Source organism: Nitrosospira sp. NRS527 (genome assembly GCF_018406445.1).
In the GTDB taxonomy this organism is placed as follows: domain Bacteria; phylum Pseudomonadota; class Gammaproteobacteria; order Burkholderiales; family Nitrosomonadaceae; genus Nitrosospira; species Nitrosospira briensis.
On the sequence record NZ_AP024515.1, the window covers coordinates 2905790 to 2923623 of the forward strand.

The 17834-nt window shown below is 51.3% G+C and carries 14 protein-coding genes; 7 read left to right on the forward strand and 7 right to left on the reverse strand.

Annotated features, from left to right (window positions below; translation table 11 throughout):
• Positions 1–13: 13 nt before the first annotated feature.
• From KJS40_RS12925 to KJS40_RS12940, 4 genes are all read right to left on the reverse strand, one after another.
• Positions 14–1591 carry a TIGR03016 family PEP-CTERM system-associated outer membrane protein gene (locus KJS40_RS12925; RefSeq protein ID WP_213538297.1) on the reverse strand — a complete coding sequence of 526 codons (1578 nt, stop codon included), beginning with the start codon at positions 1589–1591 and terminating at the stop codon, positions 14–16.
• Complete coding sequence (locus KJS40_RS12930) at positions 1578–2489, reverse strand: XrtA-associated tyrosine autokinase (RefSeq protein WP_213538298.1); 912 nt, start codon at positions 2487–2489, stop codon at positions 1578–1580. Before KJS40_RS12930 ends, KJS40_RS12925 begins: the two co-directional genes overlap by 14 nt.
• A gap of 336 nt (positions 2490–2825) precedes the next feature.
• Positions 2826–4352: an XrtA system polysaccharide chain length determinant gene (locus tag KJS40_RS12935; RefSeq protein ID WP_213538299.1), complete on the reverse strand. Its 1527-nt coding sequence runs from the start codon at positions 4350–4352 to the stop codon at positions 2826–2828.
• 281 nt (positions 4353–4633) lie between these two features.
• Positions 4634–5188, reverse strand: a complete 555-nt coding sequence (locus KJS40_RS12940) for an XrtA/PEP-CTERM system exopolysaccharide export protein (RefSeq protein ID WP_244859783.1) — start codon at positions 5186–5188, stop codon at positions 4634–4636.
• Positions 5189–6024: 836 nt separating this feature from the next.
• On the opposite strand from KJS40_RS12940, the gene tsaE reads away from it, so the two are divergent.
• From tsaE to KJS40_RS12970, 6 genes are all read left to right on the forward strand, one after another.
• Positions 6025–6513, forward strand: a complete 489-nt coding sequence (tsaE, locus tag KJS40_RS12945; RefSeq protein WP_213539857.1) for a tRNA (adenosine(37)-N6)-threonylcarbamoyltransferase complex ATPase subunit type 1 TsaE — start codon at positions 6025–6027, stop codon at positions 6511–6513.
• Positions 6514–6521: 8 nt separating this feature from the next.
• Complete coding sequence (locus tag KJS40_RS12950) at positions 6522–7826, forward strand: N-acetylmuramoyl-L-alanine amidase (RefSeq protein ID WP_213538300.1); 1305 nt, start codon at positions 6522–6524, stop codon at positions 7824–7826.
• Between the two features lie 208 nt (positions 7827–8034).
• Positions 8035–9252 (forward strand): efflux RND transporter periplasmic adaptor subunit, encoded by a 1218-nt coding sequence (locus KJS40_RS12955; RefSeq protein ID WP_213538301.1) that lies wholly within the window; start codon positions 8035–8037, stop codon positions 9250–9252.
• Between the two features lie 17 nt (positions 9253–9269).
• A complete protein-coding gene (locus tag KJS40_RS12960) occupies positions 9270–9965 on the forward strand; it encodes an ABC transporter ATP-binding protein (RefSeq protein WP_213538302.1) in 696 nt (231 codons plus the stop codon).
• Positions 9966–10044: 79 nt separating this feature from the next.
• A complete protein-coding gene (locus KJS40_RS12965) occupies positions 10045–11202 on the forward strand; it encodes an FtsX-like permease family protein (protein WP_213538303.1) in 1158 nt (385 codons plus the stop codon).
• Positions 11203–11218: 16 nt separating this feature from the next.
• Positions 11219–12385 carry an ABC transporter permease gene (locus tag KJS40_RS12970; protein WP_213538304.1) on the forward strand — a complete coding sequence of 389 codons (1167 nt, stop codon included), beginning with the start codon at positions 11219–11221 and terminating at the stop codon, positions 12383–12385.
• Between the two features lie 140 nt (positions 12386–12525).
• Here the strand turns inward: KJS40_RS12970 and KJS40_RS12975 are convergent, their stop codons facing one another.
• The 3 genes from KJS40_RS12975 to KJS40_RS12985 form a co-directional block, all read right to left on the reverse strand.
• Positions 12526–13065, reverse strand: coding sequence for an NUDIX hydrolase (locus KJS40_RS12975; RefSeq protein ID WP_213538305.1), 540 nt, complete (start codon positions 13063–13065; stop codon positions 12526–12528).
• Positions 13066–13326: 261 nt separating this feature from the next.
• Positions 13327–14430 (reverse strand): glycosyltransferase family 2 protein, encoded by a 1104-nt coding sequence (locus tag KJS40_RS12980; protein ID WP_244859605.1) that lies wholly within the window; start codon positions 14428–14430, stop codon positions 13327–13329.
• Between the two features lie 407 nt (positions 14431–14837).
• The gene (locus tag KJS40_RS12985) at positions 14838–15986 is read right to left on the reverse strand and encodes a GNAT family N-acetyltransferase (protein WP_213538307.1); all 1149 of its coding nucleotides are present in this window, start codon (positions 15984–15986) and stop codon (positions 14838–14840) included.
• A gap of 95 nt (positions 15987–16081) precedes the next feature.
• On the opposite strand from KJS40_RS12985, the gene KJS40_RS12990 reads away from it, so the two are divergent.
• Positions 16082–17698, forward strand: a complete 1617-nt coding sequence (locus KJS40_RS12990) for an NAD+ synthase (RefSeq protein WP_213538308.1) — start codon at positions 16082–16084, stop codon at positions 17696–17698.
• Positions 17699–17834 lie beyond the last annotated feature (136 nt).

The following is a 17834-nucleotide window of genomic DNA, read 5'->3' on the forward strand; positions in this document are numbered from 1 at the left end:
TTGTCTATTTCCGCTAGAAACTCATACTCAGGGTTGCGATCGCGGCATTCTCATGATAATTTGCCCCAGCCTGGCTGGAAGTTCGCCGATTATGTCGCACTTGAAGCGTGCCTACGAGATCAGGCAAGATCTCCGGAATACGCCTCATCAGCCCGGTGCTGAATAACATCATATCGTCTTGCCTGTCGGCTCCGAGATAGCTGAATCTTGTAAATCCAAAATTTAGATTGGCGCTGGTTAACTGCGAAATTCGGTAGCTCCACAACCCGTTGCCACCGCTCTGTCTAGTATGGTTGAGCAACGACAAGTCTGCGGCATTTCCCAGCCCGACATCCACCGATTCTGGCGAAAACGCCCGGCGCGTCATATTGAATAATCTGAATACAAGCGTATTTCTTGTACCATTCATAGCAACAGAAGCCTGGAAGCGCTTCTGCAGAAAAAGCCGGTTCGATAAAAAATTGCTGGGATTAGCAAAAACACCTGAAGTTCCAAGTCCAAGAATGGCGCCGGTGTTTTGCTGAATGACATCGGGGCTGAGGCCTGGATTTTGCGCAGTAAGAAGCTGGCTCAGAGAGCCCCCCATAGTGAGCATTGAGCCAAACTGAGCCTGTTGATTGAATGTCGTAAGGCCTTCATCATAACTCGCTTCCCATGCAGTCAAGCGAGTGCGATGGGTAGCAAGGGCTGAATAGGTGTCGCCGAAAAATCTTTGGCCGCCACTGATCGCTATACTGGTTCTTTCGGTCGGTGTCCACAAAAAGCCTACTGACCAGGTAGGACTCGATGGGCTTCCGCGGATCGAAAGAAAACTATTCTTTTCGTAGCCTCCCGTAGTTATCAAGCCAAATTGCGGCGTAACGCGGTAACGAAGTGTGGCGATGTAGCGTTCGAACTCGGCGTTCCGGTTTGAACGGTCAAAATGAACCGTTTGATTGCTATAATTAAAACCCCAACCAAGCGTCCTGAACGCGCTACCGCTGTTCAAACCAAATAAATAGCCGGTTCCCTGGCTATTTGAAAGGGCATTGGCGTTTGAGGTAACCTGGCTCAAGCTATACCGCACCTCGGCGGTTGCAAAGTCCTTGAAGCGGTGGCGGAGATAAGGACTGATACTATATGTTCTTACGTCAGCTCTGTTACCTGTGACGTTGACGTTGTCCATTGATTGCGGTCCCGTTAGCGAGAGATTTTGCTGCGCCATCGTGGCTCGTCCATCCACAAAAAACAGGTCTTCAATCAGCTCGGCATTTCCAATTGCGTTCAATTGATGCCTGGTTCGGGTCAGGTTGCTGTTCTGAGCGTAGAGAAGATTATTCATCATATAATCCAATCTCAGGTTAAAGCGGGGCCCTAACCCATTCATAGACATACCCGGATTGATCTGGGTAATGAAGTCGCCTGATCCTGACGCGCTCGATGCTGTTCCTAATCTAACATTATCAGAATAAACTTCGACCAAACTCAACCGGGGAACTACCCGCCATTCGGCAGCGTCAGAGGAAGGCGACAAAAATAACAACACCGTCGCAGCAGAACAAGCAGCCGGGAATAAAACTCTATGATAGCGCTTATTCTCACGCACTCTCATGATAGTAGTAACCGTAATATTCGCCACCAGAGAAAGATCTGGCCTTGTTATAGATCAAATTCACGACATCGCAGGATTCGATCTGTCGAAGGGTTTCCTTAACAGCCTGTTGTGATGTCGTTTCGGCCTCTACTACCAGGACGATTTGTCCCATCTGGCTCGCCAGAACGCGGGCCTCGCTAGTCAATAGCAGCGGCGGCGAATCAAAAATAACAACGCGATCGGCGTAGCGTTCCGCGAGCTCCTTTAGCAATTCGCCCATGCTCTGGCTTGCCAGTAGCTCCGTGGAGTGAGAATGGCGCGTTCCGGCGGTGAGGAGAGTCAGCTTCTCAACATTGGTTTTAATCAGAACGTCGGCCAAATCAAGTTTTTCATCAAGCAGAATATCGAGCAAACCTCTCTCTTTTCCAACACCAAGGATTCTGGGAACCGTAGGACGCGCCACATCGGCGTCGACCAGCAATACCGTGCGGTCCATTTCCATAGCTATGCTCATAGCCAGATTGACAGTACAAAAACTTTTCCCTTCTCCAGCGAGGGCGCTGGTCACCATGATCAGATTTCCGTTCTTGACCCTGGTCGGCCCCTTGCCAAAAGCGTTAGTGAGCAATGGCCGCTTGATCACACGGAATTGCTCGGCTATCTGTGTTCTTCCCTCATCTGGCGTGACGATGCCATGCTGGCGCATTTTTGCGAGATTTAGCGTAATTCGTTTCGATGCCGAACCAGGGTTTGGCAGACGATTCTGACTGGGTTCCCTGGAAGCATCATTTTTGGGAACATCATTTTCAATCAAGTGTTCTTTAACGGGATTTATGGAAGCGGCTGATGGCGTATGCTGGACATTGGGTTCCGCTTCTTTTTCGAGTTTAGCTGCCGCTTTTTCAATAATGCTCACACTTTCTCCAATATTCTGATTTGGACTTGCCAGGTGTCGCTCTGTATTTAATTGCGAACTGCCTGTTCTAAACTAAGAACAGGAGGGGTAGATTGGAGATTCAACGGCTAATGCGCCAATCACGGTGAATTCTGCAATTCCGATACCCTGCAGTTGTATTCGAAAAATAAGCGTTTTCCCGAGAGCCCACTGCCACAAAATATACCGTGCTATAAAGGCTTATCTCTTGAAAGATCGCTATAAGGCGAAGCACTGAAAGGCAAACCTTCCTGCACCGGCAAAATGTTCATACTGATCAGTAACAAGCAAGAGAATCTCTAATTCCCGGGCCTCGGGTTAAGCAATTTTTACCATTAATGTTCCGTATAGACCCAGCAAAGACAGCAGGGAAAAACCAAACGCATAAAGCCGCTTTTTGCGCTTACTTTTTTCCTGATCGGTCCAGATCATGGGAATAGAACCCAATATCGGCTTACCGGAGATTTCACGCAGGCTGGCTTGACTATGGAACGTCGGCCGTACCTGACTGATAACAAACGCTATGCCGATCCCCGCCAATAAGGCGCCTAGGAAAACAATAGAAAAAAACTTGCCGCGGTCTGGGCCTACTGGTCTATCCGAAACCGTTGGTGGATCAATAATCCTGAACGACACCAAATCGGTAGCGGAACCCAGATCTCCCGATATCTTTGCAGATTCACGGCGTTCGAGAAGTTTTTCATAATTGGATTTATTTACCTGATAGTCGCGGTTAAGTTGCGTAAGCTCCGCTTCCACTTGAGGCACGGCATTGCTGAGGGATTTCATCCGGTCATACCGGGAAGTATATTCCTCCACACGGGCTCTCATTGAAGCGACGTCAGCCTCGGCTTCCGCTAAGGCCACGTTGAGCTGCTGCAACATGGGACTATAATTCTTGCCAGGGTCAGCGCTAGGTTTGGTCAGCTTTGCTTCTTCCTTTTTACGTTCCTCAAGCTGCGCAATAAGACGCTTCGTCGATATGATGTCGGGGTGCAGTTCGGTAAAGTTGAGCCTGAGCGAATCCAGATTCTTGTCCAGCGCATCAATTCGAGAATCAAGCTCCACATTGACTATGGACGAGATCGAATCATCCTGATCCACCAGAAGAACGGGCTCATCACCGGTAATTTGTCTTTTGATTGCGTCGCGTGCCTGCTCGGCCTCCCGCAACTCCAGCCTTGTTTTATTAAGATCCTCCACAGCCTGAGATAGCTGGGAGTAGTAATCACCGCCCTGCTGAGGCATCAGTCCGATGTTCTTCTGCTTGAACGCCTTAAGATTATTTTCTCCCACGATCAATTTCTCCTCATAACTGCGGATCTGCTCATCAATAAAGCGAATCGCAGACGAGGAGTCCTGTGTCTTGTCTCCAAGACCACCCTCGACAAAAATGGTGAGTAGAGATTGAACGATGTCTTTGGCGAGTTTTGGATTTTGATTGTTATAGTGAATGGTAAAAAGGTTATCGCGTCCGGCTGCCCCGAGCTGGATCTTACTCATGAGGTCTTTGACGAGACTTTCCTGTTCCTTTACGTTTTTTGCCTTTATGTCCAGATCCACCATTCGAATGACTCTTTCCACATTTGGCCGGCTGATCAAAGTACGACTCATGATGGAAACCTGTTGCTGGATATCGGGAGACACGGTCATGCCTGCCATCAATGGTTTCAATACATTTTGAGTATCGACGTATATCCTTGCAGTAGACTGATAATCATCAGGCAGCTTATAAACAATAGTCCATCCGGCCGTAGCAACAACCCAGGCGGCGATTACCGCAACCCAGCGATATTTCCAGACCCCTTTCAGGTAAACGAGTAGTTGGGCTGTAAGTTCCTCCATATGTCAAACGGCCCGTAAAAGTGCTATTGCCGACGTTATTGCAGAAAAATTATTTCTGTCGTCTTTGGGTTGATAGTCCGGAAATTGGCCTATTTTTTCTTCGTCGTTATATTTTTGCGTCTTCATCCTGAAGGTGAAACCAGTCTGCTTTCTCATAATAAATGCCGGTTTGGCAAAAAGACGCATATTGCCAACCAAATGTCTGCAATGAAGCCAATAGCAGAGTTATCGCCATACCTCAATAAGCCCTTTGCCGCGCTAACCCAGGCAACCCAACTTCATCAGAAGAAACTTTCCGGTATGACAAGAACGTCCCCCTGTTGCATGGGCACGTTGGCCGAGATATCACCATCCCTGATCAAATCATCCAATCGGACGCTAAATTGGTGTTGTTTTCCATCTATGTTACGGACGATCCTGGCCTTGTTGCCTGCGGCAAAATCCGTTATGCCCCCGACCTCGATCAGAACATCCATCAGTGTCATTTCTTCACGATATGGAAGTGCTTGAGGCTTCGCCGCCTCCCCTATGACTCGAATTTGTTCAGTGTAAGGGCCGACAAATTCCGTCACGACAACGGTCACAACCGGCTGCTGAATATACTTCGATAAAGCTTCTTCGATATCTCGCGCCAACTGCGTTGACGTCTTCCCGCTGGCCGGTAAGTCTTCCACCAGAGGCGTCGTGATTTTCCCGTCCGGCCGAACCGGTACCGCCATGGAAACCTCCGGATTGCGCCAAACGATGATGTCCACATTGTCTCCTGGACCGATAAGGTAATCATGCGCGAGATGCTTGTCGTCCGGAGAAAGCGATGGATATGATTTGCAGCCGATGAGGAGGACAGGAAAAACAATAGCAAAACAAGCAAAGCATTTCCTGATATTGATATACGAAGCGCTCACTGAACTTCCTTTTCTTGTTTATTGATTATTAAAGTCTGCTGGGCCGCTGGAAGAAGATTTTTAGTAAAAATATGAGGCGATAAATCAACTTCTATTTTGAAGGCGGCATTGACTCACGCACAAGGGCTAACCGACTATTTGTAGCACGTAATCCCATATATTCAAGGTCAGCATAATAGCATTTTACGTGATCGCAAGCGCCCGACATGCCGCTATCTTTCGGAATTCACAAAGTTTGTCCAATTCAACAAGCTGCAGAAGGAGTTCATTTAATTCGCCAGTTGAACGATATTTGAATCTTATCAATTTCAGTGGCAGGATCAAATTGGACTTTGGTACACCCTATACAGACAAGGTTATTAATAGCGGGTGTAGCTTACCTCGGATTCGACCCATTGCGATCCTTGGAACTGAGGGCTAAACACCCTCTTCATGTCGATATAATGGCTACGCGTGTTCAGATGTAGTTCATGCGTGCCGAGATCACACACAGCGTGCCGAGTTCCGCCACGGGTACGCCGTGCACCCTGCTTTGCCATATAATCCATCTCGCCGTGATAACCTTTGCTCAGCCATTCCAGCAAACCTGATCCGACCTGCGTCATCTCCACGCCTGCATCGGCAATATCCTGAAAACCGGATTCATTACCCCAGGCTTTGATCGGCTCGGCGAGCTGGTAAAATCAACCGCTGGATCCTGGAAAATCTGCAGCGGATCTTTGGAGATTTTTTCTTGCATAGTGCGCATCATACCTTTCCTGACAGTCATGCATCACACTAGCCGTCATCACGCCGATTGCGATCTTCCCGATGAGGCCGCAACGCTGGCGCTCGGCGCAGAAATCGCAACCATATTGCATCCCGGCCTGATTATTTTCCTGAATGGCGATCTCGGTGCCGGCAAGACGACGCTGGCGCGGGGAATCCTCCGAGGTCTGGGTTATCAGGCAAAAGTAAAAAGCCCCACATACAATTTGGTTGAACTTTATAAAATTTCCAGGTTATACTTCTATCACTTTGATTTTTATCGATTCAAAGATCCCTTCGAATGGGAAGAAGCAGGTTTCCGGGAATATTTCAACGCAAACTCAATCTGCCTGGTGGAATGGCCTGAAAAGGCAGCTGGCCTATTGCCCAAGGCCGATTTGAGTTTTCTATTCCATATTGCTGAAACTGGCCGCAATGTGGAAATTCAGGCAGACACGGAGGCCGGCAGACTGTGTTTGAAACATTGGCAATCCCTGAAAAACCATTGAACGCGACAATGTCCGATTGTTGCAATGTTCGTACCCACTCCATATTCGTCACCTGGTTCGTGGCGGCTGTACTCCTGTTTCTGCCGCTCTGCAATTCCGCCTTCGCGGATATCAAGGTCAGTTCGGTCCGTGTCTGGCCAGCGCCGGAGTATACCCGCCTCACGCTGGAATCAGCCCTGCCTATACAGTATTCGCTCAGCATCGTAAAAAATCCGGATCGCGTTGCGATCGATCTGGAACAAGTCGTGCTAACGCCCGAACTCGAAAAGCTCGCGGATAGAATTGACGCCGCCGACCCCTATATCCAGGCAGTGCGGATTGGCCGCTTCAAACCGGGCATATTGCGCCTGGTTCTGGACCTCAAAACCCAAGCAGTGCCGCAAGCTTTCGCGCTCAAACCCGTGGGCGACTACGGGCACCGGTTGGTGCTGGATCTTTATCCCGTTGTTCCACCCGATCCGCTGATGGCGCTTCTTAACGAAAATACCACGGAGACATTGCAAACTGATGCCAATCCCGACACTAATATAAATTCAAAAGCGGAAACCAGGTCCGCGCGCACTTCGGTGTCCAAAAAGCATAAGCCGGAGATGATACGTCTCATAACCGTCGCCATCGACCCTGGACATGGTGGGGAGGATCCTGGGGCAATAAGCCAACGTGGCACACATGAGAAAAATATCACGCTGGCGATCGCCAAAAAACTCAAAGCCAAGATAGATAAAGAACCCAATATGCGGGCCGCGCTGACGCGGGAAGGGGATTACTTTATTTCGCTGCCGATGCGTTTGGTAAAGGCTCGCCAGGTGAACGCCGATTTGTTCGTATCCGTTCATGCCGACGCCTTCATCAAGCCACATGCACGCGGCTCCTCCGTATTCGCACTGTCCGAACGTGGCGCAACCTCGGCTGCTGCACGCTGGCTGGCAAAAAAAGAAAACGACGCGGACTTGATCGGCGGAGTCAATCTGGATATCAAGGACCCCTATCTCAAGCAAACTTTGCTTGATTTGTCACAAACGGCAACCATCAACGACAGCCTTAAGCTCGGCAGGGAAGTGCTTTCAGAAATCGGCGATATCAACCACCTGCATAAAACCAGCGTGGAACAGGCCGGCTTCGCCGTCCTCAAATCGCCTGACATCCCTTCAATCCTGGTTGAAACAGCCTTCATCAGTAACCCGGATGAGGAAAAGAAACTGAAGGATGGCGCATATCAGGACAAACTGGCCGACGCCATACTCGCCGGCATCAAGCGATATTTCGCAAACAATCCTCCGCTTTCGCGTTCAAGGATGGTGTTGCTTGAGTAAGACCTTTCCACTGCCCGAAATTATGCGTCATTCTCATTGCTGACAGATTTCCACGAAACCGCTGTCACAATTAAGGAGGATAGCGCCTCGTCCTTCTCATCCTGCCCCTGAATTGCCGTCATGGCCGCGTAGGGCTGAGCCAGAGGCTTCTAGCCGTGACCCTGCTTCTACTTCATAATCGCGGCGTTGAATTATCCGAGATGTTGCCGTGACCAACGAAGACCTTTCCAGGCTGAAGATAGACCGGGGCAGCACTGCAACGGCGCGTACGCGCAAGAGACGCTTCCCCCTCGCAGCCTGGCTCGCAATCGCTGCAATGCTTGTGGTGCTCGGGTTTCTCTATTTCCGAAGCGGTATGGCGGTAGAGGTGGAGTCGACCACGATCACCACTGCGTATCCGTCACAATCATTCACATTGCTCAACGCCACCGGTTACGTGGTTGCGCAGCGGAAGGCAGCAGTAGCATCCAAGGCTACCGGACGGGTGGAATGGTTGGGCGTAACAGAAGGCAGCGAGGTTACGGAAGGCGAAATTATTGCGCGACTGGAGAATGCCGATGTCACCGCAGCGATGGACCAGGCAGCGGCCAGCGTCAACGTAGCGAAGGCGAACCTGCAGCAGGCACAAGCAGAATTGGTCGATGCTGAGGCAGTATTCAACCGGAATGGGGAACTGCTCGGCAAAGGTTTCATTTCGCCGTTTGCATACGACGCTGTCACTGCCCGTTATCACAAGGCTCGGGCTGCCCTTCGGGGTTTCGGCGCCGAGGTCGCCGTAGCCGAGGCAAATCACCGCGCAGCCCGGATAGCGGTGGAGCAAACGCTGATCCGTGCGCCGTTCGATGGGGTGGTACTGACGAAAAGCGCGAACATCGGGGACGTCGTCACTCCCTTCTCTTCCGCGCTTGACGCCAAAGGCGCAGTGGTAACAATGGCAGACATGGATACGCTCGAAGTAGAAGCCGATGTATCCGAGTCCAATTTGCCAAAAGTAAAGCTGGGGCAACCTTGCGAAATTCAGCTGGATGCACTTCCCGATCTGCGTTTGCGCGGCGTGGTACAGCGCATCGTGCCAACGGTGGACCGTGCTAAAGCGACTGTGTTGGTAAAAATACGATTTGTCGACCTTGATCCCAAGGTACTCCCGGAAATGAGCGCCAAGATCGCCTTCTTGGAAAAAGAAATGACCGCTGGCCAGCGCACTGCGCGCGTTGCTGTATTGTCCGATGCGATCACGCAAAGAAATGGCAGGAGCGTCATATTCCTTTTAAAGGAAGGAAAGGCGGTTGAGACGTCCATTGACACCGGCGAAAAAATTGGCGATATGGTTGAAGTCCTGAAAGGCGCCAAGGCTGGCGACAAGGTAATACTGAGACCGGAAGACGGGCTCGACAACGGCGATAAGGTCAAAACGGCGGCTAAATAAAAGGCAGCAAGGTTTGCATGGAAAACGCTTCCAAATCGATTGTCGAGATCCGGCAGCTCACCAAATCCTATCGCCGTGGCGGACAAACGGTGCCTGTTCTCACCAACATCTCTTTCGACATCATGCCGGGTGATTTCATCGCGTTGATGGGCCCTTCCGGCTCCGGCAAAAGTACATTGCTCAACCTTATCGCGGGTATCGACAAGCCCGACAGCGGTTCGCTGAAAGTTAACGGAATCGATATCGCCGTGCTTTCCGAAGCGGAGCTTGCGGACTGGCGAGCTGCCAATGTCGGGTTCATTTTCCAGTTCTATAACCTGATGCCCGTATTGACCGCGTTTGAGAACGTTGAACTGCCGTTGCTACTGACAACACTTTCGCGCAGCCAGAGACAGGAGCGCGTCGAACTTGCGTTGTCGATGGTAGGTCTGACTGACCGTATGGCGCACTACCCTTCGGAACTGTCCGGCGGTCAGCAGCAACGCGTGGCAATTGCCCGCGCCTTTATCACCGATCCGCTCATCCTGGTGGCGGACGAACCCACGGGGGATCTCGACCGGGTATCGGCGGATGATATTCTCCGCATGCTTGCGCGCCTGAACAGCGAGATGGGCAAAACGATCATCATGGTGACGCATGACCCGCATGCGGCCAAATCGGCGCATTCCATTCGTCATCTCGAAAAAGGCGAACTGGATGTAACCCCCCAATAGTAAGCGGCGATATGGCGCGTTCTCCTTTGTTTTTTACAATGTTTCTTCCACGACGCGCTATGGCGCGATTGCCGCAAAAATGCATTTCCTGAAGCTTATTTCAAGAAATACGCTGCGCCATAAGCTGCGCACCGGGCTGACCGTGCTGGGCCTGGTGGTGGCAATACTCGCTTTCGGGCTGCTACGGACAGTGGTTGATGCCTGGTATGCAGGGGCGGAGAACGCTTCCTCGACTCGCCTGGTGACGCGGAGTTCGATCTCGCTGGTGTTTCCGCTACCGATCAACTACCAGGAGCGGATTCGCAAAATTCCGGGCGTGTCGGCGATCAGTCATGCGAACTGGTTTGGCGGCGTCTATATTACCGAGAAAAACTTTTTCCCGCAGTTCGCGGTAGATGGAAAAACCTATTTCGATCTTTATCCCGAATACCTCATCTCGCCGGCGGAAATGAAAGCATTCCGCACCGACCGCAAGGGCTGCGTAATCGGCCGCAAGCTGGCAGATACGTATGGCTTCAAGGTCGGCGATACAATCCCCCTTCGGGGCACGATTTACCCAGGCGCGTGGAGTTTTACGGTGCGCGCTATTTATGACGGCGCCGAAGCGGGAACGGACACCTCGCAGTTTTTCTTCCACTGGGATTACCTAAACGAAACATTCAGAAAAGGTGTGGCTCGCAAGTCCGATTATGTGGGTGTATACGTAATCCAGATATCGGATGCCGACAGGGCTGCGGAAATATCGACCGAGATCGACACATTGTTCAGAAACTCTCTCGCAGAAACCCTTACCGAAACAGAGAAGGCGTTTCAACTGGGCTTTGTCGCCATGACCGAAGCCATCGTGGTGGCGATACGTATCGTTTCGTTCGTGGTGATCTTCATCATCCTTGCGGTAATGGCGAACACCATGGCGATGACCGCCCGGGAACGCATCCGCGAGTATGCCACGCTCAAGGCATTGGGTTTTGGCCCGCGTTTCCTTACCGGATTGATTTATGGCGAGTCCATGGCTATTGCGCTCGCAGGTGCGGTGATCGGGATTCTGCTTACTTTTCCGGTCGCCCATGCATTCAGCAAACAGGTGGGTACACTGTTTCCGGTATTCGGCGTCTCGCTGGAAACGGTCTTCATGCAGATCGCCGCCGCAATCGCAGTCGGCTTTATTGCAGCAGTGATACCTGCGTTGCGCGCGTCGCAAGTGTCTATTGTGGAAGGACTTCGTCACATCGGGTAGCTTATTCAAATTGATTATGTCGGTCCCTCTTTCATACACATGGCGCAATCTCGCCGCACGCAAATTGACTACGCTGCTCACCGCCTGCGGAATGGCCCTCGTGGTTTTCGTATTCGCTACCGTGTTGATGCTGGAGGAGGGTCTCAGAAAAACCATGGTGGAAACAGGGTCTCCCGATAATGTAATCGTTACGCGTCGTTCTGCCGGGACGGAGGTGCAGAGTCTCGTTGAGCGCGACCAGGCCGCCATTGTGGAAAATCAGCCGGAAGTTGCCTATGGCATAGACGGCGCGCGCCTCGCATCGAAGGAAACCATCGTATTGATCGCACTTCCCAAACGCGACTCCAATAAAACCTCAAACGTATTGATACGCGGCGTCGGACAAAAGGGAATCGAACTACGCCCCCAGGTGGAAATCACGGAGGGGCGCATGTTTCATCCCGGCTCGACGGAAATTATTGCAGGCAAGAATATTGCCGAGCGTTATAAAGGCGCAGGCGTGGGTGAAACGTTGCGCTTCGCGCAACGTGAATGGACGGTGGTCGGCATTATGGATGCAGGTAAAAGCGGTTTCGATTCGGAGATCTGGGGAGACGTGGACCAGTTGATGCAGGCATTTCGCAGACCAGTCTATTCTTCAGTGATACTGAAGCTGAACGACGCGGCAACGTTTCCTCAACTCAAGTCCCGCATTGAAGAGGATCCCCGCCTTACTTTGGAAGCCAAGCGGGAAAGCATTTTCTATGCCGAGCAATCGCAAGTGCTGGCAAATTTCATTCGCTACCTGGGGATGATGTTGTCGATCATTTTTTCCGCAGGCGCGATCATCGGTGCAATGATCACCATGTACGCCTCGGTTGCCAATCGCGCCACGGAAATCGGCACCTTGCGCGCATTGGGGTTTCGCCGCGGAAATATTCTTACTGCATTTCTTGTGGAAGCATTGATGCTCGGCGCGGCGGGCGGGATCATCGGTTTGACAATGGCGTCTTTCATGCAGTTCTTTACCATTTCCACCATGAACTGGCAGTCCTTCTCGGAACTGGCGTTCAGCTTTATCCTGAATCTCGAAATTATCCTTAAATCATTTGCGTTCGCCCTGATCATGGGCGTGGTCGGTGGTTTTCTCCCGGCCGTACGGGCCGCGCGCCTGAATATCGTGGACTCGCTGCGGGCAGTGTAATCTCGGGTATGAAGGGCGTTTACACCGTTTCATTTCTACTCCATTTCTTATAATCCGTATCCCGCGATAAAAACAAACTCCCAATCCGTTTCCGCAAGGACGAAACACATCTTCTGGCGGGGCTTTCCAAATTTGAAAACTTATTTTTGAAGCGCTTCTATGGTACCCATGTGGAAGCCTAGTCTTCCTTTGCGCCGCTCTTCAAAGTAGCGCCTCAGGGGTTCGCTAATGACACGGAAAGCCAGCATATCCCACGGAATTTCCGTTTCGTGGAAAAGTTTGACATCCAGGCTTTCAATTCCCGGTTTGAAGTCGAGATCCAGCATCCGTGCACGGAACAACACGTGCACCTGGTTGATATGAGGCAAATTGTAGATGGAATAAAGATCTCCCATTTCCACCCGGGCGTTGGCTTCTTCCAAAGTTTCGCGTTCGGCGCCCTGAATCAGGGTCTCGGCATTTTCCATGAAGCCCCCCGGCAATGTCCATAACCCCTGGCGCGGCTCGATGGCGCGGCGACACAGCAATATCCTGTCCTCCCATTCGGGTATGCTGCCCACCACGATCTTGGGGTTCTGGTAATGAATGATATTGCATGCGGAACAAACGTGACGCGGCAGCGTATCGCCTTCTGGAATTCGCAATTCCACTAAAGTGCCGCAATTACTGCAATATTTCATCGAGATTGCTTTAGCCCGGATGTTTCATAAATTCGCGTGATGATTGCGCAGGATTTTGTTTTGTAGGGAGATTTTGTGAAGGAGTGGCGTAGTTATTCATACGCCCGACTGAACGAAATTTTCATACGAAACAAAAGACCAGCAAGGGCGCGCGTTAATTTATGAAACATCCGGGCTAGATATGTATTATTTAATGCGACTGCTTACGCTACGTTGCGAGATATATTTTGCGGCCAAACAGGTAACTGCGCAATTCCCGTATTAGTCTTCGACATGTTTGAAAGTCCAATAGGAGTTGAGGAAGTAATTTATCAAGGTGGCGGGAATAATTCCGATGAATTGGTGAACCTGGGGCTGCACGTCCGGAAAGAATAAAGAAAGTGTGACGAAGGTGCCGTAGCTCAAGATTAGCGAGAGGAGGGAGACCGTATTGAATTTGAGGCCTTTTATCCTGGTTTTGTCCTTGGTATTGCGATCGCGAAATGTCCAGTAGTTGTTGAAAACGAAGTTGGATATTATTGATATTTCTATGGAAATAGGTGAAGCAACGAATTTGTTCAAGCCTAGAAAAAGTAGTAGGGTAAAAAATCCCAGATTAACGGCGACGCCCGTGGCACCGACAGCCAGGAATTTGATGAAGGTTTTTGAACTCTCGAAACGTATCCACCACGCATTGGCGACAAATTCGACGATATCTCGCAATCCCAGTTTTGAGTCGCCATAGCAGCGATCAATAAAATCGACCGGGACTTCAACAATTCTGGCCTTCTCGACTGTGACCGCGTGAAGAAGGGCAACCTGGAATGCATAGCCTTGCACCCCCAGTTTGGCAAAATCGATGCGGCGCAAAATGGATGTGCGGATTGCCCGAAAACCGGCAGTGCAATCACGCACCGAATAAATTCCCGCCAAATAGCGGGCGACAATGTTTCCAAACCGCGAGTTTAGACGACGGTATAGACCCCATTCCTTTGGAATGCTCCCACCTGGCACATACCGGCTACCGATGACAAAATCAGCCCCATGATCGATTTCAGCCATCAGTCGCGGCACATCCTCCGGCTTATGTGAAAAGTCCGCATCCATCTCAAACACGACTTCCGCGCGCAATTCGTCCATCGCATGCAACATTCCGCGGATATAGGCGACCCCCAAGCCTTTTTTCTCCCCCATAAGCAGATGCAAGTTGGAATGGTCAGCCTGTAATTCGCGAACAAAATCCGCAGTTCGGTCCGGTGAATTGTCATCCACCACGAGTATATGCATGTCGTGGGTCAGTTTCTCAAACTGATGCTGTAGCGCCTCGATCAGAGGGCCTATATTTTCCCGTTCGTTGTATGTTGGGACAATGATAACAGTCTTCAATGAGTCAACTCTCCTAGGCATTTTTGGCCGAGATGTATTATCTTAGAAAATTCCAGTTCTTGTCTTTACAGCAGGGAATGACTCTCGCTATCTCAGCCAGATGTCTTCCATAAACCGGCAGAAGGGCACCTTATAGGTATCCAATTCCATCATCTGATTCCTGGGAATGATTTAAGAATCAACGCGAATGAATAATATAGAGGGTGGCAGTAAATGCGCAGGTTGCCGAAACCGGATTTGCGCTCCAAAAGGAGTAAATCCACATTCTGAAAATGGATTTGGCGCGACTTTGCGGGACAGGACGCCCCATCGGAAAGCAAGTTGAACTGGACGCCGCTCCCTACGAACCCGTAAAGCACGCCGGGCGAAAGTACCGTCCAGGCGGCGAAACTCGGCAATTATCCCATCTATTCTTTCCTGAACGGTGAACTATCGTTCAATTCGTCCAGATAATGACCGATGTCCTGCACTTCCCGCTCCAGATAGCTTCCGATGATCCTGGCGAATTCGGGATGCGCCAGCCAGTGTGCCGACCAGGTGCGGACGGGAAGGAAGCCGCGCGCGAGCTTATGCTCTCCCTGTGCGCCCCCCTCGAACAACTTGATGTTATGTGCGATGCAGTATTCGATGGCCTGATAATAGCAAGTCTCGAAATGCAAACCGGATATAAATTCCTTCGTACCCCAATAGCGACCGTATAGCGTATGTGCGCTGTGTAAATTGAGGGCGGCGCCGACCGGTTCATTGTCGCGCAATGCCAGAATCAGGAGCACATTCTCCGGCATGCTTTTGCCAATCCGCATGAAGAATTCCAGATTGAGGTAGGGCATGGAGTGGTGCTCGTCGTAGGTCTTGTTATAACAGTCGATGAAGAAATGCCAGTGATCGTCACTGATGTCATTTCCAGATAGCCACTGAAAATGGACGCCTGCAGCTTGTACTTTACGTCTTTCCTGCCGGATTTTCTTGCGCTTGCCATGACTCATCCCCGCCAGGAACATCTCGAAATTTTCATAACCTTGTCCGGCCCGGTTCTGCCAGTGAAACTGGATCCCGTGCCGCAACGTCATGCCCGCCGCTTCCATTTCGCGCGCTTCATATTCCTGCGGAAAGAGACAATGGAATGACGATATTCCCTCCCCGCCTCTGTCTTCAATTATTTTCATTGCAGCCGAGATAAGCAGGGCGCGATGCGCTGGCGTCTCCGCAAGCAACCGCCGCCCCGTTACCGGACTGAAAGGTACCGCGCTCAACAGTTTGGGATAATAAGGGTAGCCATAGCGTTGATACGCATTTGCCCAGGCCCAGTCGAACACATATTCACCGTAGGAATGGCTTTTCAGGTAAAGCGGCAGCGCGCCACACAGGACGTTCCCCTCCCATAGCGTGACAAACTGCGGTAGCCAGCCCGTTTTTTTCGAGGCACATCCGGTTTCATGCATGGCGGACAAGAACTCGTGCCGCAGAAACGGATCGTCTCCGGTGAGCGCATTCCATGCCGGGACGGAAATGCCAGCAAGAGAATCGACTATTTTTATTTCAAATCCGGCACTCATGAGGGATTGTCGCGCTTGCCGGCCTTCGGCGCAAGGCGGCTCATTCTGGTATTATTCGGCCGATTGTCAACAGAAACTCAACCGGCCGCCACACCATGAAGCTCGCCATTGCACAAATCAATTGCACAGTCGGCGACCTGAGCGGCAATACCCGAAAAATACTTGATTACGCCAGTCAGGCGAAGAAGGCGGGTGCGCAACTGGTTATCACGCCCGAGATGGCGCTGTCGGGCTATCCGCCGGAGGATCTGTTATTGCGGGCGGGATTTCGTTTCGCTTGTGAGGATGCGCTTGCGGAGATAGCCAGGGAAATTAACGGAGTGACACTGCTGGTTGGGCATCCTCATCTCGAGGATAACAAGCTCTACAATGCGGCTTCCGTGATACGTGACGGCGAAATTGTTGCGACGTATCTCAAGCATCTGCTTCCCAATGATAGCGTATTCGATGAGCGGCGTTATTTCGAACCCGGCTCCGATCCCTGCATATTTGAACTGGATGGGGTAAAGTTTGGCATCAATATTTGCCAGGATGTCTGGCAAAAAGGCACAGCCACTCGCGCCAGGGAGGCGGGGGCGGACGTGCTCCTGGTGCTGAATGCTTCGCCCTACCACATGCGCAAGCAAGCCTTGCGCTATCAACTGGTACGGCAGCGCATCGGCGAAACAGGACTTTCCGCCGTTTATGCCAATATGGTAGGCGGACAGGATGAACTGATATTCGACGGCGCTTCTTTTGCCATGAATAGCAAGGGCGAGCTGACTCATCAATTCGATGAATTCGGGGAAACGCTCGGCCTGATCGAATTGCAAAACGCGGCTCCGATAAGCGGCTACATCGCGGCTTCAAATACCCTGGAAGCAAGCGTTTATCAGGCGCTATGCCTTGGCGTAAAGGACTATGTCGGAAAGAACGGCATACCCGGTGTATTGCTGGGCCTGTCCGGCGGCGTGGATTCGGCGCTCACGATGGCGATTGCAGTCGATGCCCTGGGTGCCGAGAAAGTGAAAGCGGTAATGATGCCTTCACAATTTACCGCGGATATAAGCTTATCGGATGCGCGCGCCATGGCCCAGACGCTGGGTGTAGGGTATAGCGAACTGCCCATCGAACCGGTATTCGGCAGATTCATGGATACGCTGGCCAATGAGTTTCCCACGCTGCCCCAGCGCAACCCCCAGGATACCACGGAGGAAAACGTGCAGGCGCGTGTACGCGGCACCTTGCTGATGGCGTTATCGAACAAGTATGGCTCGATCGTGCTCACCACCGGCAACAAGTCCGAAATGGCAGTAGGCTACTGCACTTTATACGGCGATATGGCCGGCGGCTTCGCTGTACTGAAAGACATCAGTAAAACCATGGTGTACCGCCTTTGCCGGTACCGCAACAATTCAGGTAATGTTATCCCGGAGCGTGTCCTCAACCGGGCACCCTCGGCTGAATTGCGTCATGACCAGACCGATCAGGACAGCCTTCCGCCTTACGATGTGCTCGACGCTATCCTCGAAGCTTATATGGAGCAGGATTTGTCGTTGCAGGTGATTCTAGGCATGAACTACGCCGAAGCCGACGTACGGCGGACGGTGCACCTGATTCGTCAGAATGAATACAAGCGCCGCCAGGCGCCGCCAGGCATCCGCGTTACCCAGCGAGCCTTTGGCAGGGACTGGCGCTATCCGATTACATCGAGGTATCAAGATGAATTTTAAAAATGGTGCGCGTGGACTCCGGTCATCCGGATTTTATGAAGGCTTTCCGAATTTATAACCGCTTCAATGAACAACCGAACAGCTTGAAGCATGACTGTGATACCAGTCTCCATGAATATCTGCTCAAAGGAACGTA